Raw genomic sequence first — 22,516 nt, forward strand, 5'->3', positions numbered from 1 at the left:
TACTATTACACAAAACAACAAGCTTGTTTCTACAGGCTTGTTATTTTTTGGCTAATTAAATCAACATAATATACCAATTATGGTCTTCAGTTCATTAGTAAGATAAAATCCTAATTTATCAAGTTAGGATTAAATGCTTTTAAGACTTCCCACGAAATCGGAGATTTTGTGGGAAATAAGAAAGTTGCGGATCTGAATCCCGCACTAATTGATTCTGAATTCTTCAAACAGAGCTTTTGTTCGGAATACGTCTTTGTTTTTTAACCTCTCTTCTCAAATCTTGATCGGTAAAGTATTCTTTAGCATGGTTGAAATAACTACTAGATTCATTTTTATCAATGATACCGTTCACAACTAAACCTAAGACATTGTGACTGGATCTCTCTAGCATTTCTTGAGCAGCAGATGCACTACTAGAATCAATTACTCCCGGTCGAGCTACTAACAAAATCCCATCAGCCATTTGGCTTAAAGTCAAAGCATCGGCTGCTAAAAGTAGGGGAGGAGCATCAATGATGACAAAATCATAGTTGTATTGAGATGAGACATTTTCAATTAGTGATGCCATCCGTTTCGAGTCAAGCAAAGCAAGTGGGTTGGGAGGTCTAACTCCAGCAGTTAAAACATCAAGGTTATCCATTACCTTAGATACAGCGATGTCAAATTCAGCCTGACCTACAAGAACCTCACTCAACCCAACTGCATTGGTTTGTTGCCAGAGATGATGCTGAGAAGGAATTCGCATATCTGCATCAATTAGTAAAACTTGGCGTCCTAGTTGAGCGATCGCCGCTGCCAAATTAGCAGAAACCGTAGACTTGCCTTCTTTAGGAACTGCGCTAGTTACAACGATAGTTTTGAGTACCTTATCTGAACTCAGGAATTTCAGATTGGCTTGAATCATCCGATACATTTCGCTCGTTAAAGAGTAGGGAGTATCTCTGACGGCAATTTTTTGAGATGTTAATTCTGCATTTGAATAACGGGAGCGAACCTTTTTAACAGATAAAGGAATAATTCCCAGTAAGGTATATCGAAATACATCTCTAACTTCTTTAAGTGTTTTTAGAGATTTATCTCTCATAGCGAGGAAGAGTACGGTTGTAGTGGCAAAAAATAAACCGAACATCACTCCTAGCACCAAAACAATTATTTTTTTAGTTAATACTGGGTCTTTGGGAACTAAAGCCTGAGCAATAATTCGGGAAGTGGCTGTATTTGTATTCTCAACTAACTGTAATTCTTGAACCTTTTTCAATAGAGTTTGATAGGTAGATTCTGCGACTTCAACTTTTCGTTCTAACTCCCGCTGATTTTGTGCCAACTGAGGTATGAGTTTCATCCGCTGTTCGTAGCTAGCACGGGAATTATATAGAGAGGAGAGTCTTTGAGTTAAACCCAAGCGCTGTATTTCTGACTGGAGAAAATTTTGTATCAGACTTTGTCTAAGTTCTCCAATCTGTAATTGACCCTGGGGAACTTGTGTTTGACTGCCAACAGTCTGACCAATTTGCTGTTGCAGGAGAGATTTTAAACTAGCTCTTTTTGCTTCTAGGTTAACAACTACGGGGTTGTCATCTAGGAAACGGCTGCGTTCAATTGCTAACTGCCGCTCAGTCTCTTGAAGTTGTATAAGGACTCCCTGTACTGCGGGTGACTGACTGAGGGCGCTCGCTGCGATCGCTTCCCGAGAATTTAGCTCTACTTTCTGTCGCAGTTCATTGGTTTGGGCATTTACTTCATCCAATTGAGCCTTAACAGTATTCATCTCATTGTCTAAATTTCCAATAGTCGCAACAGCTGACTTTGTCTCCTCTGATAAATCTGCAATCTGATGCTTTTGTTTAAATATACGTAGCGCTACTTCCGCATTATTAACAGCGGCTTGAGTTTTTGGAAGTTGTTTGGCCATAAATTGACGAGTTGCTCCTGCCTCAGAGCGATTTGTCAAAATATCATTTTCTAAATATAAATTCATAATTGTGTTGACCACTGCCGCTGCTTCTTCAGGGTCACGGCTGCTATAGCTAATTCGCAATACATCTGTCCCACCCACAATTTTGAGGGTCAGAGATTTTTGTAGTGCTTGTATTTCCAGAGGTTTACCTTCATTGTCTTTGAGTTGTAGTTTGTCTATTGTTCGCTGCAATAAAGTAGGGGAAGAAATAACTTCTATCTGACTGCTTATAGGATTTTGAGTTGCTACCAGGGGTTTCAAATCTCCTGAGTCTCCCCCTTCAGAGGTGCCAGGCGAAAGACTAGTTCCTGCTACTTTAAAAGAGGGAATTTTGAATAACAGTTTTCCTTCTGCTTCATAGGATGGCCTCATAAATTGTATAGCTACAGCACTCAGCATAACTGTAGCGACAAATATCGCAGTACCAGGTAACCACCATCGTTTCAATATCGATAAGTAATGATTAAGGTCTAAATCAATAGATTCTCTAGATTCCATAGATTTTTCTGACATAAATCTTCCAAAGTACAGGTTTTAAACGATAAACTCAATATTGATCTACTCAGATTAGCTACAAAGCACACCTAGTGATACTATTTTACAATATGACATATAATATAGACTATTTAAGCAAAAAAACCTGAAATCATTTAAAGGTTTTGGTTTTAAGAATCTAACAGCCAATACTTAGGAGCAAAGAGGAGCATTGTTAAAAACACAGATTGTTAACAGTTCATACTGCATTTATGCTTCAATTAACCATCTGTCATCAAAGTCGGGTGAAACCTTTAATCTTCGTTGGCTGTATCCTCAAAAATGCGTCGATTTATCTGAAAGTGGTAAAATATAGTTAATTCAATAGTGGATTTGATACAAGATTGTCCTAAAAGATTGACACATATAAATGATCAACTATTTAGTATCAGGTTCATTTTAAATATCAAAGTATTTATATAATTCGACGTACATACGTCTCTACCTCTTCTTATAACGTCCATATTTCTCAAACCTCCTAATCCAAAATAAATCCCAGTACAAAAATTTGCTGTCTAAGCTAAGTTAGCATAATAAAATAAATTATATATATGAAGGAAGATAAACCAGGCTATAACCCTCTTCCTTACTACTCATCCCAACTATAAATTTTTACGATATTTTCGTTGCCAAACTTTATCATAAGCCTCTAAGAGCTTAGGTATTTGATGTCGCCACTCTAATTTTTCCTCCATTCTTTGTCTACCTAGCTCTCCCATTTTTTGTCGTCGCTCAGTGTCTTCTAGAAGTTCAAGAATTTTTTCGGCAAAATCCACTACGTCGTTGCCTTTGGCATAAACAGATGCTCCCTCTGCCGATCGCCTTCCTTCCAAAAGATCAAACTGAACAATGGGTTTTCCCATTGCCATATACTCCATGATCTTGTTCATTGTCGAACGGTCGTTGTAGGGCATTTTTTTATCGGGATTGGCACATATATCACAGCTAGAAAGTCTTGCCAGAAGCTCATTATCAGGAATACGCCCCGTAAATTCTACAAACTCATTAACTTCTAACTCTTCGGAGAGTGCCTGAAGCTTCTCAAACATCGGCCCGCTACCAATGAGCATAAAGTGAATATCCTGGCGTTTTTTTTCATAGACAATATAGCGCACTGATTGCAGCAGATAATCGATTCCCTCAGGTTCTCCCATAACGCCAACATATCCCACCAAATACTTCCGACCTTTACGGTAGACTGGGTTGGGCGGTACGGGTTGAAAACGAGAAAGATCAGGGCCACTGCGAACAACAAAGACATCCTCTGGACTTTTGCGCCCACGGGTAAGTGCTACTGAAAGATAAGACTCATTAGTTGAGATAACTACATCTGCTGTTGCAAAGGTCAATCGTTCAACCAGAGAAAGTCCATAGTAGAAGATATCTCTTCGTCCATACTTGGCTTCGTACATCTCCAGATTGATATCATGGTGGTCAAATATTACTTTTACACCTTTAAACAACTTAAACCATCCCGCCACCAAAAATAGTAAATCTGGAGGATTGCAAATGTGGACAATATCAAAACCTCGCTCTTGCCACACCCGATGGGCAAGGCGAAACTCCCAAAAAAGCGCTGTACCATACTCCTTTAAATAACCTGATACCGAACTGATATCAGGAGGCATTTCGTGACGATAAATGTGAACCTGATCGATTACCTCATATTCTTGTTCAAATCCTTTACCTTTGGGACAAATCACCGAAACTTCATACCCAGCTTTTATCAGGGTAGAGGCTTCCATCCATACTCGCCGATCAAAGGGAAGGGGGAGGTTCTCGACAATAATCAGTACCCTACCAAGCGATGCCATGATAACCTAACTCCTTACTTGTTTGATTAAAGACTCCCGCCAGATCCAAAATTTGCATTTCTTTGGGAGCCTCAAGTAGTACTTGGTGAAATTCTGGTGTAGCATGTGTAACTATTGCCAGTTCTGCTCCCTCTAAAGCTTGTTGGGAATTTGGTACTAGGAAAGCCTCAAAATGGGGGATGTTACTCTGGATATAGGCAAGGTTGGTTCCCATCAATCGAGCTTCATATACAGCAGGGTCGTATATTTTCACCTGGCAGCCTTCCCCAATCAACCGCTTGACTAACAGTACCGCTGGACTTTCTCTTAAATCATCTGTACCTGGTTTGAATGCCAATCCCAAAACAGCAACCTGTCTGACACCAAGACGTAACACCTGCTGGGCAGCCAAATCTACTTGAAGGCTGTTAGTAGTTGGGAGGGCATTTAGTAATGGTACTGGTACATCCATATTCCTTGCATGGTAAAGCAAAGAACTCAAATCTTTAGGCAGACAGGAACCACCGTAGGCAAATCCAGGACGCATATAAACAGGGGAAATATTTAACTTCGTGTCCTGCACGATGATGTTCATTACTTCCCGTCCATCTACACCAAAAGCTTTAGCGACTCGTCCGATTTCATTAGCAAATCCCACTTTGGTAGCGTGCCAGCAATTGGCTACATATTTAACCATTTCCGCTACCGATGGCTGGACTACGGTGAATGGTGCATCTACTCTGGCATACATCTGTCGTACTGCTGCTTCTGCCACAGGAGATTCAGTACCGATAATCGTATACGGTGGTTGATCGTAATCTTTGATAGCCGAACCTTCGCGTAAAAACTCTGGGTTAAATGCTAGATGAATAGAATTATCACCTGTGATAGTATCTAACAGATTTTGACACTTTTCCAATGTTCCTGGGGGAACAGTGCTACGCAACACAACCACATGGGTTTCATTTTTTTGGATGGCGGCTTTCCCAATCTGCTTGCACACATTCCAAACATAAGTAAGATCGGGTTCTCCTCTTTCCATTGGAGGTGTGCCGACGCTAATCAGCGAAACATCTGATCCTAGTACCGCCGCTTCCGTATCTGTAGTAGCTGTGATTAACTTAGCTGCAACTCCATCAACTAGCAACTGACTTAGCCCTGGCTCTACAATAGGCGACTCTCCCTTGGCGATCAAATCCACTTTTTCGGGATTGACATCTACACCAATGACTTCGTGACCGTCTCGTGCCAAGCAAGCTGCTGTTACAGCACCGACATATCCCAAACCAAAAATGCTAATTTTCATATCTATAAAGTAAGAGTAAAGTTGTTATACGTTTCATACATTACAAAACAATCAAGCTCTAAGATTGCTTTTCCGTAGCATCTTAATTCAACACTGAATGATATATAGGACTCATATCTGATTTTGGAATAAGATTTCAGATAAAACCCGTATAAAACAGGCTTTTCAGTCTCAGTGTGTTTTCAGAAATCAAATCGGAGTCCTATAGAAGCATAAAATAAACCCAATGTTTTTTGATGATATCTAGAGGGAAAACACTTGTTCTTGCCTTAGCTCCTAGAGAAAGCCTCAAATTCTTATTTTCAATTAAAGATTTAACAGCATTTGATAATTTCTCAATATTCCTTATGCTAATGATTAATCCATCTTTCAGATTGAGTAACTATCTCAGTTATACCTCCTATTGGCTTAAAATTACTGCTAGCTCCCAAGCCACTGCTTCTAACATTTTAGTATGTTCTCCATTACGACCACAGAAACAATTACTTTAGAATGCTTTTACAATTGATAAATTTTATGCTGTAACAATTGTTTTTTTTGCATTTATTATTCTTGTTTTATGTGTCATTCTCACTGAGAAAGATAATGCTACATAGAGAATCCAAGTCAAACTATTAGATTCCAGTAAAGCAGATTCAGTAAGGCTAGCTAAGGCTATATATGTGATATGTATAAGTGGCCATATATCTAACGCCGTTTTACTACCACGCACCCAAGTCAATCCTTGCAAATAAGTACGCGAAAATCCTAATAAGAATACCCCCAATCCTAAAAAACCTAAATCAAGGCAAATAGCAAGGTAACCATTGTGGGCATGAGGTGCCAGCCATCCTGCATTTAGCCAAATATAGGCAGACTCACCATCCCATCCTTGCCAGAATCCACCATAACCATAACCAAGCCAAGGACGTTTCCAAATCATATCCATCACTAGTGGCCACAGTTCTGTTCGACCAGTTAGTGTTGAATCTTTACCAAGTGAACTAAACACGACATCAGCACCATTAGACAACCAAAAATATAAAATTTGACTTATGATTGCCATTATTATTAGGGTTGGTATCATGATAGAGTACGACCATCGCCAAACTTGAAAAGCGAAAAATGCAAATATTAAAATTACTAGATTTACTAGTGATGAAGTTGACCCAGAAAGCATTAATAGCAGTACTGAAAAGCTAAACCCACCCCAGAAAAGCCAACTATATTTTCTACTTTGATAACCAAGGATTAAAAAAACTATACTACTAATAACCATTCTTGCCCCTAGACCATTTTTATGAGTGAATACTCCACGCCACTTTCCTGCGTCAGACTGTATCCCATACTGAGGTAAAGCTATAGCAAAAAAAATACTTAGTATTATAATAATTCCAAAAACCCAAGCTAATAGATGGAATTGCTGTTTAAAGCTGTATCGCGAGGCAAAATAAACGCCAAATAAGCTGGAAGTAATGAGAGTAAAACTATTTTTTAATGTTGTTGAGGGTTCAGCAGACCAAAGAATAGAAACAACTGCCAATATAAATATTGGATAAACCCAAAGTCCTTTACTCAATATATATAGAGTTTTCTTCCAACGCAAAACTAGTAGTAAAAATGTAACTGCGTAGATTAAGGCATAAATAATCCGAATTGAGGAGCTATCATATTGTGCCTGTTCCTGCTGTAGTGCTCCTCCTGAAAGGATAAGAGTGAAGATAGCACCTGAATACATCAGCAACGATAGAATAGTAAATCCATATTCAGCAAAAATTAGCAGTTTTTTCATATTTTCATAAATTGACTAGAACATTAATTTTTCCTATTTATATTTTCGTGAAAAATATTGCCGTCCAGACAGGCAATATTTCAACAATTAGAATCTTTCTGACATAAAGCTAATACTATAATGTTGCACGCTATCACTTAATAAGTAAATTATAGCATTAGCTATAAGGCAGACATAACTAAGTGGAACTAATACCCTCTTTGTTTATAGACAACTAACTCGTTCAAGGCATTCACTTTTTACGAGTTCGCTGTATTTTTAAGATTGGTATTTATTCTTTATCAAGATTGAAGACAGAGATAATATACATTTAAAAACTGGAAATTTAAGCAAAGAGGCTTTGTATATGGCTATACTCATCTCTATAATTATTTTTTTTGGAGACTTTAAATTTATGCTTTAAGGTTTTTGTCATTATTCTTATCTTCTGCTTTATTTTTTTAAACAATCTCCTATATTTTGGGCTTCTTGAGGAAAAAAGAGCGAATTTGCTGCCTGAGTTGCTGAGGGAATAGCCACATAGTTAAGTACAAGAATATATCAATGGGTCGGGGATTGCCCCATCGTATAGATTCCCCCAACAAAGGAAAGAAGGCTTTCCAGTCACCGACTAAGGAGGCAGAAGGAGTAATAATTGTTGTAATAAAGCCTGAATAAGCCTTTGGTGTTACTAAATTGCGAGTAGAACGAATCCAATCCAAGGAATATTGCCATTCGTTAATGTTACTTAAACGTTTGATTCCCATGTCTGAATGCCAGATTGCCATAGGCTCAGGTACGAACTCTATTCCTACACCCTCGATAGCACTAACCCTAAGTAACCACTCCCAATCCTCATGTCTGTAAAACTTTTCTTCTAGAGGAATTTTTTGTACTAACTCTTTCTTCACAAAAATAGTTGATGTTTGTATGCAGCCTTCTCCTTTAAAAAAGGAGTTACGCGCAAAAAGATATTCACTTAAAGGTTCAGAGTGGTTAGGTAACCTTCTAGGACAAATCAAGTCACCTTTTGGAGTATGGGCAATGAAACGACTAGCGATAACTGGAAAATCATAATGGGAACTATTTCCTACCTCAAGTTGACGCTCTAATTTTTGTGGAAGCCATTCATCGTCATCATCTAAAAAGGCTATCCAAGTGCCTTTAGCTTCTCTCACTCCAGTATTTCTAGCCCCTGATGGTCCAACATTTTTTGATAATTCTATCACTCTCAATCTTGGATCAGTTATCTGAGACAATACGTTGACTGTTTCCTGATCGGGACCGTCTACAATCACAATTACTTCAATTGATTGCAGCGTTTGAGCTAATGCACTTGTGACACCCCTAGCAACAATTTGTGGTCTATTGCGTGTAGGAATTACAACACTGACTATTATTTGGTTATTTTCATTTACCATTGTTAATTTTTGGTTTCTTGGTTTTTCTGATTGAAAATATTCATTATTCATTGCTCTAGTTATCTTAGTTTTGGAAATTTTGCTATTTTGGAAGCAAGCTTAGTGATTGAAGTGTCATCCCTTTCTTACAAATTTTTCCAAGACAAAATCAATTCCGCCTAAAGTATAAATACTGAGAAAACTAACAAATAGAATATAGGAAGAAGTCGAAATAATAAGAGTTAATGAAAAATCTAAGTTAACTTTCTTTAAAATTAAAAATACAGATAGCATTAAAGTGCTAATTACAGCAGGACGGCGAATAATTCTCCATAAATTTAATGGAAATAAGAGAGTATAGCTGAAGTAAACATACTGACTGAAGGCAATAATAGTCATTAGTAATGCCATTATAGCTGCACCTAGTAGCTGATATTGCGAAACTAATGCCACACCTGCCAAGCTTCCTAATGTAGTTGTAATAACCACTTCACGTAGATTGACTATCTCAAAATGATTGGCTACAAGTAGATAACAGAGTGTGCGTGTGAATGGCAGTAAAAGAAGTGATGCAGCACTGATACTAAGAGCTAAACTTCCTTGAGCAAAGCTAGAGTCATAAATAAAAACAAGTAAATCTTTGCCAAAAAATAACAATCCAAGGAATAAGGGTAACCCCATAATTAGTAGAATTTCAATAAAGCTTTCAGTGATTTGCTGTTGCTTTTGTCGCCCTTGGTCTACTACTTTTGAGAGTCTGGGAAACATTGCTACAGTTATACTGTTTGCAATAATTAAAAAAGGTTGTAGCAGTTGTAATATTCCACCAAAAAGACCTACTAAAAACTCATTTCCTATCAATGAAAGAATCAATATTTGAATTCTACTACTTACTACAGATATTGCTTCAATAGCAAAAAATGTCCGTGCGCCCTTAATTATCTTCCATATAAAAATTCTATCAATCTGCCACTGTATTTTGACGAACCGTGTAATCAGAATCCATTCAACGATCAAAATTAATGTTTCCGAAAAAAACAGTATCCCTCCCAGATATTCAATTCCATAATTCAGTTGCATTGCCCAGATCATTATTAGTACGCGTAAGACATACACTGGGACTGTAGCAATAGCAATCAAATGCATCTTTTCTTTAGCTTGGAAAATTGCCTCCGTTACGTTGGAGAGTCCAAATGGAATGATGGTTAATCCCATAATGTAGCAAATTGTAGAGGTTTTGGAACTATAGGGAAGTAAAAACACTACAATAACCAATGCCGCATAACTAAGAAAAGTAAATATTAATTGTAAGCAGGTACCACTAATTAAATAAACTGATGTTTTTTGTGATTCATTGGCTAGTTCTCTGGTAAACAATGTCTTTAGCCCCTGTGAAGCAATGCCCACAAAAATAAAATAGTAGCTATATGCTAGTAGATACTGACCTAAAGCCTCAGCTCCTAAAGTACGAGCAATAGCAGCGGTTAATACAAAGGCTGTAATGCTTTGTGTTAGCCGATTGACTATCATTGAAAGGGAATTACTTATTAGTTTATACTTTTCTGACATTCTTAATTATTAATCAGCTTATCTAGTTAGTTTTAAATCACCATATTCATAACATAATGACTTACTTTTTCGGATAAAGCTTTAGAAGCTTTTATAGCTTTTTTTATGCTTATAATTCATACAATCATTTTTTTGGAATTATCATAAATTGAAACATTGAATACGGTACTGTTCACAATATTTTCTTAAATTAAAAATATTTATACAAAAGCTTTTATTACTCTTAACCAAATATTTAACTACTGAAAGTAGAAAAATATAAATTTAATGAGTTAAAAAATTAACTTTACGGTAAACAACAATAGTTATTTCAATATGTAAACGACTATATAATTATTGCTGTTTACTATGATTTGTTTTTAATCAGCTTAGTAAGCACCTTCTTTTTTTAAAACTACCATCACTGTTTTGAGCAGAATTTCAAAATCTAATCCAAGAGACCAATTTTCAATGTAGTTAAGATCGAGATTAATAACTTGTTCAAAATCTAAGATATCCGAGCGACCTGAGACTTGCCAAAGACCTGTAATGCCAGGTAAAACTTCATGTCTAATAAAATGATGTTCAGCAAACTTATCTACATCTCTTGTAGGTAAAGGTCGAGGCCCTACTATACTCATTTCTCCAAGAATAACATTAAAAAGTTGGGGTAACTCATCCAAGCTGTAACGACGGAGAAATTTACCAACACTGGTAATACGAGGATCATCTTTAATTTTAAAGATAATCCCATCTTTGGTTTCATTTAAAGCTTCTAATTCTTTCTGTAATTTTTCCGCATCAGACCTCATAGTTCTGAATTTCCATACTTTAAACTGTTGCCCATGTAAACCTATACGTGTTTGTCTATAAAACACTGTGCCGGGAGAGTCCAATTTTATAGCTATAGCTATGGCTATGTAGACAGGTAATGATAACATTACAAATAAAGTCGCGAAACAAAAATCACAACTACGCTTTATCCAAAAGTCTTTTCCTGTAAGTATTGGACAATCTAAACTCAGGCAAGGCATTCCGCCAATTTTGTTAAATTCTACGTTTCTATAAATTGGTTTTAATTCCATCGGTAAAATATGTACTTGGATGCCAGATGCTTGAAATAACCAGCACAAAAACATTCTATTTTTTAGAGCATCCCAAGATATAAAAACTTCTGTTACACCTAATTGATTAAGTTGATTCAATGTTTTTTGACGCTGATATCTGTCTAATGAATTAGCGTTTGCAGCTCCAGATATTATGTAATGTTTCTCCTTTTTGATAAAGCTAGTAATCTGCTCACGATCTTGAGGATCACAAATAATAAATACAGAAGAACGAACTATTTTTTTCTGCTTGCGGAGATATTCAAGAGTGAAATTTACAGTATATCTACCAGTGCAAATAAATAGTATACTTAGCAACCAAGATAATAATATTAATCTTGGTTGTGTAATATCAACTACTGGTTTATACAAAAAACAAACAAGGAGTATTAATCCATGAGCAAAAGTTAGCGATTTGATAATATTCAAGTAGTCATAGCGTTTTTGACCTTCTCGATAAATACCTTGGACAGCTAATGAGCCTATTTGAATCCCAATAGTTATTAAGATTGGTAAATATTGACTTGGTATATACCAAGTCAAATGCTCATAATATTGATATCCAGCTAAAATCCAAGCTAATGATAAAAGAGTATAGTCTACCAAAAATAATGTTGTTAATCTTAACCACCATGAACCTTTACGTACCGTTACAAATGCAGATGCACGCAAATCTAAAGGCACTTCACTCAATTTATTTGTTACAATGCTTTGGTTACTCATACTTAATAAAACTTGGTGTAGTTAAAATCTAAAATTTAATGGAAACCTATATTAGGTGGGGCATCTCATATTTTTCTCTCAAAGAAATGTGTCATTTATAGTTTACAATTAACGGTTTTCTTCAGAATAACTTTAATTTTTTGATCAAAAGCGTATTTCAGGGTTGGTCTTTCTTCTTGTGGCTTACTACCCGAATGCTTAACTTTTTTTGATAATTAGTGTTTTTTGATAATTAGCGCTTGGTTTAGCCCGTAAATATTGAGATTTAATGGCAAGAAAAAAACTTTGAATTTATTTAACTATAGGTTAAATAAAACTCCTGACATAAACTTAGTAATCAAGCAAGTCAGGTAGAAATATTAGTTAGAATTTTTAAGGCGTGTAATAAATAGTTGAACTTGCTTACTAGACTTTTATTGCAGATTAATGTTTTTATTAGAGATACAATTCATATCTCTTTACACAATCACTGTAGCATGTTTAGCTAGACTAATTCGGTTTTGCTTAGAAATTTTCTTGTTTGCTTACGCATAATTACTGATTTACAAAACTCACATGGATAACGTACAACGAAATGGATCAAAAAGTTGACTTTTGTAACAAAAATTTACATGATGTGAATATTGTAGTTGAAGTTGGGGTATCTTCATGAAGATCTCTAGATAATTTGTGGTAACAGATTAGTGAAAAAAATTCTAACGCATAACTGAACTATGATATCTATGAGCGTTGTCATATATACCTTGTAGTTATTTTACATCCTGAGGAAGAGTCGTTTTTGATACATTTTCTTGTCCCTAGATTAAGTTTTAGATTTGCTTCAAGAATGGACTTCTTGCTGGGTGCTAAGTAAAGAATTACTGATACCTAATCCCCGATGCCAGTAGCTATGTCATGTTTTTGGTGTCTCTAGTCTATTATACCTATTAGCTGCTTACTTAATTGCTTAAGCAAAATTATAATCATAACTTTATATAACTTTTACATAGGAACAAACACAATGAAGATTTGGTAATAATTAATTTTTTCTTCAGCGATTTTTCATAGAAAAGGATAGAGTCTTGTTGGTTGTATACCTAATTTAAACTAATGAAAATCATGGAAAAAACTTGTTAACTTAAGTAATAAAGCTGTAGACAAATTGCTATTCTCTGGCTGTAAGTCAGCAGTTTGATAATGCAAAATTAGGAATTTTATTTGAGGATGTATACTTATTAACCTGGGTATTGCAACCGATAATTCTTGTTCTTGGTGGAAGTCAAAGTATTGTAGCATAACGTTTTAAGGTTAACTATGTTTTGTTTATTACAGATAAAACTTGCTCTTTGAGGATGTTAATTTGCAGAGCTAAATACAATTTTCTATAAGGACAACTATACAATAAATAAAAAATGCCATTTCCTGATGGAGTTGATATATAGAAAATGCAGATAAATAACCAGATATCAGATTATAAGCAAAATATTCCGTTAAATACCTTAACAAAAACTAAGATCATCAGCACTCAAGTTTTACAAGAATGGAATGATACCCAAGTAGCTCATCTTCAGGATCTCTGCATTCACCAAATGTTTGAGGTGCAGGTAGAGCGATCGCCCCAAGCAATTGCTGTAGTATGTGAAAATACACAACTTACTTATCGGCAATTAAATCAACAGGCAAATCAACTAGCGCACCACTTACGTGCTTTAGGCGTTGGCCCTGAAGTACTTGTAGGCATTTGCGTGGAGCGCTCCTTGGAGATGATCGTAGGTCTGCTGGGTATTCTCAAAGCTGGAGGCGCTTATGTACCTTTAGACCCAGCATATCCCTCAGAACGTTTAGCCTTTATCTTGGAAGACACGCAGACACCAGTGTTGTTAACCCAAGAAAAATTTCTCAATAATTTACCACCGCATCAGGCACAAGTGGTTTGTCTGGACTCAAACTGGCAAGGGAATATCCAAAACAGTCAAGAAAATCCTGTCAATGAGACGACGGCTGATAATCTCATCTACGTCATCTACACATCTGGCTCTACAGGGCAGCCCAAGGGTGTAATGATTCCTCACCGTGGTATCTGCAATCAACTTCACTGGAAGCAAACAACCTTTGGATTGACTCAGGCAGACAAAGTTTTACTGACTATTTCTTTTAGTTTCGACCCCTCCGTGTGGCAGATATTTTGGCCATTGTGCTTTGGAGGGCAATTGTTCATGGCTCGCCCTGCTGGACATCAGGACACTGCCTACCTTGTAAAGGTGATTACTGAGCAGCAAATTACTGTCCTGGCCTTAGTACCCTCTATACTGCGTGTCTTATTAGAAGAGAAGGGAATTGAGAATTGTCGATTCCTCAGACATATTGTTTGTGGTGGTGAAGCTTTACCTGGCGAACTCCTAGAACGCTTTTTCGCCCAACTGAATTTGGATAATGTTCTGCATAATTGTTATGGGCCAACGGAAGCTTCTATTGATACCACTTTCTGGACTTGCCAGCGCGGAACTAATTATGCAATTGCTCCCATTGGTCGCCCCATTACGAATGCAGAGATTCACATCCTCGATGAAAACTTGCAACCTGTAGCTGTTGGGGAATCAGGCGAACTGCATATTGGCGGTATTGGTCTAGCGCGAGGCTATCTCAACCGTCCAGAATTAACCATAGATAAGTTTATTCTCAACCCTTTTAGCTCTGAACCTGCGGCATGCCTCTACAAAACTGGGGATTTGGCACGTTATTTGAGTGATGGTAATATCGAGTTTCTTGGTCGCATTGACCACCAAGTTAAAATACGTGGCTTCCGAATTGAATTAGGAGAAATTGAAACTATATTAGGTCAACATCCGGCACTGACGCAGACTTTAGTTATAGCTAGAGAGGATGTGAATGGGGATAAGCAACTTGTGGCATATATTGTTGCCAGTCCAGAGCAAATCCCTAGTCAGGTAGAATTGCGGCGCTTTTTGCAAGGACAGCTACCTGAATATATGGTGCCTAGTTTCTTTGTATTTTTGGACACCCTACCACTAAATCCTAACGGTAAAATAGACCGCCGCGCCTTGCCTGCACCGGATACATCTGATATTAGGCTGTCAACTAACTTTGTTTCACCTCAGAATTCCACAGAAGAGGTCTTAGCTACCATCTGGGCGAAAGTTTTGCGTCGGGAACAAGTAGGCATATACGACAATTTTTTTGAATTGGGAGGTCATTCACTGCTGGCCACTCAAGTGATGTCTAGAGTTCGCCAAGCCTTTCAAATAGAAATACCGTTGCAACTCTTATTTGAAAATCCAACGATCGCTACTTTAGCGGAAGCAATAGCCCAAAACCAGACTCAAAAAAATAATCTTCAAAATCAGACTATTCCCCAAATAGCCAACCGAGAGTCAGCCCCTTTATCCTTCGCCCAGCAGCGAGTGTGGTTTTTGCAACAGTTGCAACCCGACAGCCGCGCATATATCGTTTCCAATGCACAGAGGCTAAAGGGTAACTTAAATACGGGAGTATTGCAACAGTCACTAGATGCGATCGCTATCCATCACGAGGCACTGCGAACCAACTTTATTACATCACTTGATGGTAGCCCCATACAAGTAATTCGCACACCTCAGTCAGTGGAACTTAAGGTAATTAAGGTAACACAAGAGCAAGTAGAATATTTGCTTAAGCAAGAGGCACAACGCCCCTTCGACTTAGAAACTGACTTGATGCTGCGAGCTACCTTGCTCCAAATAGACCAAGAGGAGCATATACTTCTGTTGGTCATGCACCACATCGCCTCAGATGGCTGGTCAATAGGCATTCTTTGGCAGCAGTTAGCAGCCGTTTATCAAGCTTTTTTGAGCGGTAAGCCTTCGCCCCTGGTAAAATTGCCTATCCAGTATGCTGATTTTGCTGTTTGGCAACACCAATGGCTATCGGGTGAAATACTCTCAGACCAAATCAACTACTGGAAAACCCAGTTAGCAGATGCCAAAACAGTATTAGAATTACCAACCGACCGACCACGACCACCAATCCAAACTTACCAGGGAGCAGTGCAATCCCTGATTTTACCCCAGTCCTTGAGTGCAGCGCTCAAAGAACTCTCTCGTCGGGAAGGTGTCACTTTATTCATGACATTGCTGGCGGCCTTTGGGACAACACTGCACCGTTACACTGGGCAAGAAGATATTCTCATCGGTTCTCCCATTGCTGGTCGCAACCAAGTTGAAACCGAAGGGTTGATTGGGTTCTTTGTCAATACCCTAGCCATACGCACTAACCTTTCCGGCAACCCAAGTTTCCGGCAGTTACTTAGTCAAGTTCGAGAAGTAACACTAGGAGCATACTCGCACCAACACCTACCTTTTGAGAAGCTAGTAGAAGCACTACAGCCAGAACGAAATCTGAGCCACTCACCTTTGTTTCAGGTAATGTTTGCCTTCCACAATACCCCAAGGGAACTTTGGGAACTTCCAGGATTGAACATTACTCCACTAGAAGTTCATAGCGGTGCAGCAAAGTTTGAGCTTACCCTCGATTTAGAAGAAACTTCCGAGGGGATCAAAGGTGGAATTGAATACAACACAGATTTATTTGATGCGACAACGATCGCTAGAATGGTAGGGCATTTCCAAACTTTACTTGAAGGCATCGTCGCCAACACAGAACAGAATATTGCCGATTTGCCTCTGTTAACAGCAGCCGAACAGCATCAGCTACTAGTAGAGTGGAATGATACCCAAACTGACTACGATTTATCTGAATGTCTGCACCACTTATTAGAAGCGCAGGTAGAGAAAACACCAGATGCGATCGCTGTAAAATTTGCAGATAAGCACCTTACCTACACTGAATTAAATAGTCGTGCCAACCAACTAGCACACTACTTGCAAACTTGTGGAGTCCAGCCAAATGTATTAGTAGCCATTTGTGTTGAGCGTTCCTTAGAAATGGTTGTCGGGCTGTTAGGGATTCTCAAAGCTGGCGGCGCTTATGTACCTCTTGATCCCGAATATCCTCAAGAACGTCTAGCATATATGCTAGGCGATTGTCAACCTGCGGTGCTGTTAACCCAAAAGGATTTAGTCGATCGTCTGCCTACAACTAGCCAGAAAGTTTGTCTGGATAGCGATTGGGAAACAATCTCACAACAAAGCAATTGCAATCCTAATTCCAGCGTCCAGCCTCTAGATTTAGCTTATGTAATTTACACCTCCGGTTCTACTGGCAAACCCAAGGGCGCGATGAACACCCATCGGGGAATTTGCAATCGCTTACTGTGGATGCAGGATGCTTACAAGCTAACTGAAAGCGATCGCATTCTGCAAAAAACGCCTTTCAGTTTTGACGTTTCAGTTTGGGAGTTTTTCTGGCCCCTATTGACAGGGGCGCGTTTAGTGATGGCTAAACCTGGTGGACAGCGAGATGCGACTTACTTAATCAACACCATCGCCCAAGAGGAAATTACAACACTGCACTTTGTACCCTCCATGTTGCAGATATTTCTAGAAACTAAGGGACTAGAAGGTTGCAAATCTCTAAAACGGGTGTTTTGTAGTGGAGAAGCCTTACCAGTTGACCTCCAGGAGCGGTTTTTTGAGCCGATGGGATGTGAACTACATAACCTCTATGGTCCTACCGAAGCCGCAATTGATGTCACCTTTTGGCAGTGTCAAAGAGAGAGTACCTTAAAAAGTGTACCGATTGGCAGAGCGATCGCCAACACTCAACTTTATATCCTCGACTCCCATCTCCAACCAGTTCCATTGGGTGCGATCGGCGAACTTTATATTGGTGGTATTGGAGTTGCCAAAGGCTACCTGAACCGTCCAGACTTAACAGCCGAGCGATTTATTTCCCATCCCTTTAATGAAGGCGAAAAACTTTACAAAACTGGAGACTTAGCCCGTTACCTTCACGATGGCAATATTGAATATATCGGTAGAATCGATCATCAGGTAAAAATTCGTGGTTTTCGGATCGAACTTGGAGAAATCGAAGCTTTACTAGCACAGCACCCAAGCATACAGCAAACCGTCGTAACAGCGAGAGTCGATCACCCCCAAAACCAGCGACTAGTCGCCTACATCGTTCCTCACCCAGAACAAACACCAAATATAGACGAGCTGCGCCATTTCCTCAAAGAGCAACTACCAGAATATATGGTTCCTAGTGCTTTCGTTTTACTAGAAACCTTACCCCTAACCCCCAACGGCAAAATCGACCGCAGCGCTTTACCAGCACCAGACTCAACCAGGCTTGATTCTGAAAACACCTACGTTGCTCCCCGTGATGAATTAGAATTGCAACTAACCAAAATTTGGGAACAAATTTTAGGTGTCCAGCCTATCGGTGTCAAAGATAACTTCTTTGAGCTTGGAGGACATTCCATACTAGCAGTAAAACTGTTTTGGCAAATTGAGAAAACGTTTAGTAAAAATCTGCCTCTTGCCATTCTGTTCCAGTCAAGTACTGTAGAGGCTCTAGCAAAAGTAATCTCCCAAGAAGAAATAGCAGTCACAAACAAGGCTTTAGTAAATACCTTAGACAAATCAAAATCTAGCTGGTCATCTCTAGTAGAAATTCAACCCAATGGTTCCAAGCCACCTTTTTACTGCATTCACGGACTGGGTGGGGAAGTCTTGTGTTTCCGTGAACTGGCACTGCATCTGGGTTCAGAGCAACCATTTTACGGACTACAGCCACAAGGACTAGATGGAAAACAGCCTTTCCATACACGAGTTGAAGACATGGCAACTCACTATATTCAAGAAATCAAGACTCTTCAGCCCAATGGGCCTTATTTTCTGGGAGGTTACTCTTTTGGAGGTGTAGTTGCCTTCGAGATGGCTCAACAACTCCAAGAGCAAGGCGAACAAGTTGGTATTCTAGTTCTGTTTGATAGTTGTCGTTTAGGTTATAGCTGGCGATCGCCATTTCTCAAACGAGTCTTTTTGCATTTAAATAATATAGTTAAACAAGGGCCGATCTACCTTTGGCAAAAAATTGTGAGATGGAGTTATTGGCGTAAGCAGCATCTCCAAAATACATATAACCGTTACTTAGAAGAGGTACTTAATTTACCTGAAACTGACAAACATTTAAAAAGCGTAGATGCTAATATGCAAGCAGGCAGTGAATATATATTTTCACCTTATGCTGGTCAAGCTATCCTCTTGCGAACAGAAGATGAAAATCGGGACGAAGCCATAGGTACACAATACGACCCACAATTTGGCTGGGGCGAACTGGTAGCTGGAGGATTAGATATCCATTATGTTCCTGGATCTCATCTTGACCTACTTAATGAACCCAACGTACAAGTGTTAGCTGAAATATTGAAAAATTGCTTAACCCAGGCACAGTCCCCAAAGAATTAAGAAGGGTATCTGACAACCGACTACCTCCTCACAACTCAAAACTGCTGGGATGCTCAACTTTTTAGAGAAGTCGAGCATCCCAGCTTTGCAATTTTTATAAATCAGATAAAATTGCTATAGGGCAATACGCTTAGGTTAAAAAATTTATCCGTTGAGGCAGACAGGGGATGCAGGGGGGAGAAAAAAGCTTATCTGAACCGTATTGTGCAATGGGGTGAGATAATTACTCTCTGGAACTGGAATACTGGTTACACTCTAATAACCAAAAGGCTTGACCGATTTAATAATGGGGTGAATCTTGCTAGTGTCACAAATTGAACAGAGGAAATGATTGTGGCACTGAAAACTCGAATGACTGTCAGTTTCAAATTTTAAGTTGCTAAACAATCCACAATCCACTGATGTTATATAGACGATTTGGACGCACCGAATTACAGATGCCAGTGTTTTCCTGCGGTGGCATGAGATATCAGTTCAAATGGGAGGATGTTCCCAATCATGAAATTCCTGCTGATAACCAGGCGAATCTAGAAGCGACGATTAAAAGGGCGGTTGAGGTTGGAATTAATCATATTGAAACTGCTCGTGGCTATGGTACTTCCGAAATGCAATTGGGGAGAATATTACCCAAGTTTCCCCGCGAAAAGTTGATTGTTCAAACCAAAATCAGCCCAAAGGCAGATGCGAAAGAATTCCGCGAGACATTTGAACAATCATTGCGAAATCTCCAACTAGATTATGTTGACCTTTTAGGGTTGCACGGTATCAATCATCCTGAGTCGTTAAATGATAGCATCCGTCCTGGTGGTTGTTTGGAAGTAGCGCAGCAGTTGCAAGCAGAGGGAAAAGTTAGATTTATTGGCTTTTCCACACACGGCTCAACAGAGATGATTGTGCAGACAATTAATACCAATCAATTTGATTATGTAAACTTGCATTGGTACTACATTAATCAATGGAATTGGGCAGCAATTGAAGCAGCTAAACGCCACGATATGGGGGTGTTTATTATTAGTCCATCTAATAAAGGCGGTTTGTTGTATGAACCTCCAGAAAAATTACTAAATCTTTGTGCCCCGTTGAGTCCAATGGTGTTTAATGATTTATTTTGTTTGAGTCATCAGGAGGTTCATACCCTAAGTATAGGAGCAGCAAAACCACAAGATTTTGATGAACACCTGAAGACTTTAGAATTAATCGATCGGGCATCAGAAATTTTGCCACCAATTTTAGCAAGGTTGGAATCAGAAGCGATCGCGACTTTGGGAGAAGATTGGGTAAAATCCTGGGAAACAAATCTACCAACCTTTGACAAAACCCCTGGTGAGATAAATATTCGGGTGATTTTGTGGCTGCGGAATTTAGCGATCGCCTACGATCTGGTAGAGTACGCTAAAATGCGCTACAACCTCCTTGGCAATGGTGGCCACTGGTTCCCTGGCAATAAAGCCGATCGGCTAGACGAGTTAGACTTACGGCAATCTATCGCCCGCAATCCCCACGCCGACAAAATCCCCCAATTTCTAGAACAAGCTCATCAGTTGTTGGCGGGTGAAGCGGTTAAACGTCTATCTCGCACTTGATAAATCGCATAAATAGGCATTGGGCATTAATGTCCAATGCCCAATGCCTCTGAAAAGTGCCGTTAGCGGATAGCTAACGGAAAAGAGGAACTATTTTCCCCAATCCCCAGTCCTAATCAGATTTTTTCGTATCTGCTGATTTAACTGCCTTAGGTACGACTAGCACCTTATCAACACGATTACCATCCATATCCATCACTTCAATTCGCATACTTTGCCATTCAAAATGGTCTGCGGCGGCAGGAATACGACCTAAATGGGTGATCACAAAACCACCTAATGTCTGATAACTGCCGCGTTCCTCTGATTCCCATTCTTCCATACCGAAAAGTTCCAAAAACTCCTCTACAGGCAACATCCCATCTAAAAGCCAGGAACCGTCTTCACGTTGCACAGCTTGTGGTTGATCCTGTCCATCAGTAGAAGGAACATCACCGACAATTTCACTCATAATGTCGTTGAGAGTGACTAATCCTTGAATCACACCGTATTCATCCACTACTAGCGCCATGTGAGTAATGGTTTGTTTGAATAATTCCAAAACTTTTAAACCACGGGTGCTTTCTGGCACAAATACGGGCTGTCGCAATCCGATTGTCAAGTCTAGAGGTTCCCCTCGGAAACTCCTAGCTAATAAGTCGGTGACAGGGATAACACCCAGCACATTGTCAAGTCCTCCCTGACAAACTGGATACCGAGAATAGGCACTATCAACCATTTTTTGGCGATTTTCTTCGGGAGAGTCGTCTAAATCTAGCCAGACAATATCGGGACGGGGTGTCATTAAGTAGCTGACAGGGCGATCGCCTAAACGAAAGACTCGCTCTACCATATCCTGTTCAGCTTCCTCAAAAGTTCCCGCCTCAGTTCCTTGCTCAATTAAGATTTTAATTTCTTCTTCGGTAACTTGCGGCTCAGTAGAAGCTGTAATTCCCAGCACTCGCAGGATCAAATCTGTAGAAGCACTTAAGAGAAAGACTACAGGAGAAGCGATCGCCGCCAAGGCTTGCATCGGAATCGCTACAATCGAGGCAATCCTTTCTGGGTTATTTAACGCCAGACGCTTCGGTACCAATTCGCCAACAATGAGTGAGAAATAGGTAATCAGCAAAACCACTATTCCAAAGGATATCGGTTCACTATAAGGTGCTAATAAGGGGATAAGTCGCACATACATGGCCACTCGGCTAGCAATTGTTGCTCCTCCAAAAGCACCAGTCAGGATACCGATCAGGGAAATACCCACTTGAACGGTTGACAGGAAATGATTTGGAGACTCAGCTAGTTTCAATGCTGCCTTTGCCTTGATATCTCCTTGATTGGCAAGCTGCTGTAGTCTAACTTTCCGTGCTGAGACAATTGCCATCTCAGACATAGAAAACACGCCATTGGCAATAATTAGCACCAAAATGATTAAAATTTCAAAAGTTATGGAAGACATGTTTAAAATTGCGGTTTATCAGAGCG

The 22,516-nt window shown here is 39.2% G+C and carries 10 protein-coding genes; 2 read left to right on the forward strand and 8 right to left on the reverse strand.

Features of this window, described 5'->3' with window-relative positions; genetic code table 11:
* Window positions 1-223: 223 nt before the first annotated feature.
* The 7 genes from V7L31_RS19310 to V7L31_RS19340 form a co-directional block, all read right to left on the reverse strand.
* The gene (locus V7L31_RS19310) at window positions 224-2,470 is read right to left on the reverse strand and encodes a GumC family protein (protein ID WP_334697727.1); all 2,247 of its coding nucleotides are present in this window, start codon (window positions 2,468-2,470) and stop codon (window positions 224-226) included.
* Between the two features lie 623 nt (window positions 2,471-3,093).
* Window positions 3,094-4,305: a glycosyltransferase family 4 protein gene (locus tag V7L31_RS19315; protein WP_334697728.1), complete on the reverse strand. Its 1,212-nt coding sequence runs from the start codon at window positions 4,303-4,305 to the stop codon at window positions 3,094-3,096.
* A complete protein-coding gene (locus V7L31_RS19320) occupies window positions 4,289-5,590 on the reverse strand; it encodes a UDP-glucose/GDP-mannose dehydrogenase family protein (RefSeq protein ID WP_334697729.1) in 1,302 nt (433 codons plus the stop codon). Before V7L31_RS19320 ends, V7L31_RS19315 begins: the two co-directional genes overlap by 17 nt.
* Window positions 5,591-6,104: 514 nt before the next feature.
* The gene (locus V7L31_RS19325; RefSeq protein WP_334697730.1) at window positions 6,105-7,361 is read right to left on the reverse strand and encodes an O-antigen ligase family protein; all 1,257 of its coding nucleotides are present in this window, start codon (window positions 7,359-7,361) and stop codon (window positions 6,105-6,107) included.
* A gap of 452 nt (window positions 7,362-7,813) precedes the next feature.
* On the reverse strand, window positions 7,814-8,812 hold the full coding sequence (locus tag V7L31_RS19330; RefSeq protein ID WP_334697731.1) for a glycosyltransferase family 2 protein: 999 nt from the start codon (window positions 8,810-8,812) through the stop codon (window positions 7,814-7,816).
* Between the two features lie 63 nt (window positions 8,813-8,875).
* Entirely contained in the window at window positions 8,876-10,309 is a 1,434-nt protein-coding gene (locus V7L31_RS19335; protein WP_334697732.1) for an oligosaccharide flippase family protein, read from the reverse strand.
* Between the two features lie 368 nt (window positions 10,310-10,677).
* On the reverse strand, window positions 10,678-12,117 hold the full coding sequence (locus tag V7L31_RS19340; RefSeq protein WP_334697733.1) for a sugar transferase: 1,440 nt from the start codon (window positions 12,115-12,117) through the stop codon (window positions 10,678-10,680).
* A 1,424-nt stretch (window positions 12,118-13,541) separates the two neighbouring features.
* Between V7L31_RS19340 and V7L31_RS19345 the strand changes: the two genes are divergently transcribed.
* Both V7L31_RS19345 and V7L31_RS19350 read left to right on the forward strand, forming a co-directional pair.
* Window positions 13,542-19,466 (forward strand): amino acid adenylation domain-containing protein, encoded by a 5,925-nt coding sequence (locus tag V7L31_RS19345; protein ID WP_334697734.1) that lies wholly within the window; start codon window positions 13,542-13,544, stop codon window positions 19,464-19,466.
* A 401-nt stretch (window positions 19,467-19,867) separates the two neighbouring features.
* Window positions 19,868-21,049 carry an aldo/keto reductase gene (locus V7L31_RS19350; RefSeq protein ID WP_334697735.1) on the forward strand — a complete coding sequence of 394 codons (1,182 nt, stop codon included), beginning with the start codon at window positions 19,868-19,870 and terminating at the stop codon, window positions 21,047-21,049.
* Between the two features lie 112 nt (window positions 21,050-21,161).
* Here V7L31_RS19350 and V7L31_RS19355 read toward each other — a convergent pair whose 3' ends face one another.
* On the reverse strand, window positions 21,162-22,490 hold the full coding sequence (locus V7L31_RS19355) for a hemolysin family protein (RefSeq protein WP_334697736.1): 1,329 nt from the start codon (window positions 22,488-22,490) through the stop codon (window positions 21,162-21,164).
* Window positions 22,491-22,516: the final 26 nt, after the last annotated feature.

The organism is Nostoc sp. (assembly GCF_036916655.1).
Classification (GTDB): Bacteria; Cyanobacteriota; Cyanobacteriia; order Cyanobacteriales; family Nostocaceae; genus Nostoc.

Coding starts and splice junctions, on each gene's coding strand:
- V7L31_RS19310 (WP_334697727.1), bottom strand. CDS start 2,470: ATGTCAGAAAAATCTATGGAATCTAGAGAATCTATTGATTTAGACCTT.
- V7L31_RS19315 (WP_334697728.1), bottom strand. CDS start 4,305: ATGGCATCGCTTGGTAGGGTACTGATTATTGTCGAGAACCTCCCCCTT.
- V7L31_RS19320 (WP_334697729.1), bottom strand. CDS start 5,590: ATGAAAATTAGCATTTTTGGTTTGGGATATGTCGGTGCTGTAACAGCA.
- V7L31_RS19325 (WP_334697730.1), bottom strand. CDS start 7,361: ATGAAAAAACTGCTAATTTTTGCTGAATATGGATTTACTATTCTATCG.
- V7L31_RS19330 (WP_334697731.1), bottom strand. CDS start 8,812: ATGAATAATGAATATTTTCAATCAGAAAAACCAAGAAACCAAAAATTA.
- V7L31_RS19335 (WP_334697732.1), bottom strand. CDS start 10,309: ATGTCAGAAAAGTATAAACTAATAAGTAATTCCCTTTCAATGATAGTC.
- V7L31_RS19340 (WP_334697733.1), bottom strand. CDS start 12,117: ATGAGTAACCAAAGCATTGTAACAAATAAATTGAGTGAAGTGCCTTTA.
- V7L31_RS19345 (WP_334697734.1), top strand. CDS start 13,542: ATGCAGATAAATAACCAGATATCAGATTATAAGCAAAATATTCCGTTA.
- V7L31_RS19350 (WP_334697735.1), top strand. CDS start 19,868: ATGTTATATAGACGATTTGGACGCACCGAATTACAGATGCCAGTGTTT.
- V7L31_RS19355 (WP_334697736.1), bottom strand. CDS start 22,490: ATGTCTTCCATAACTTTTGAAATTTTAATCATTTTGGTGCTAATTATT.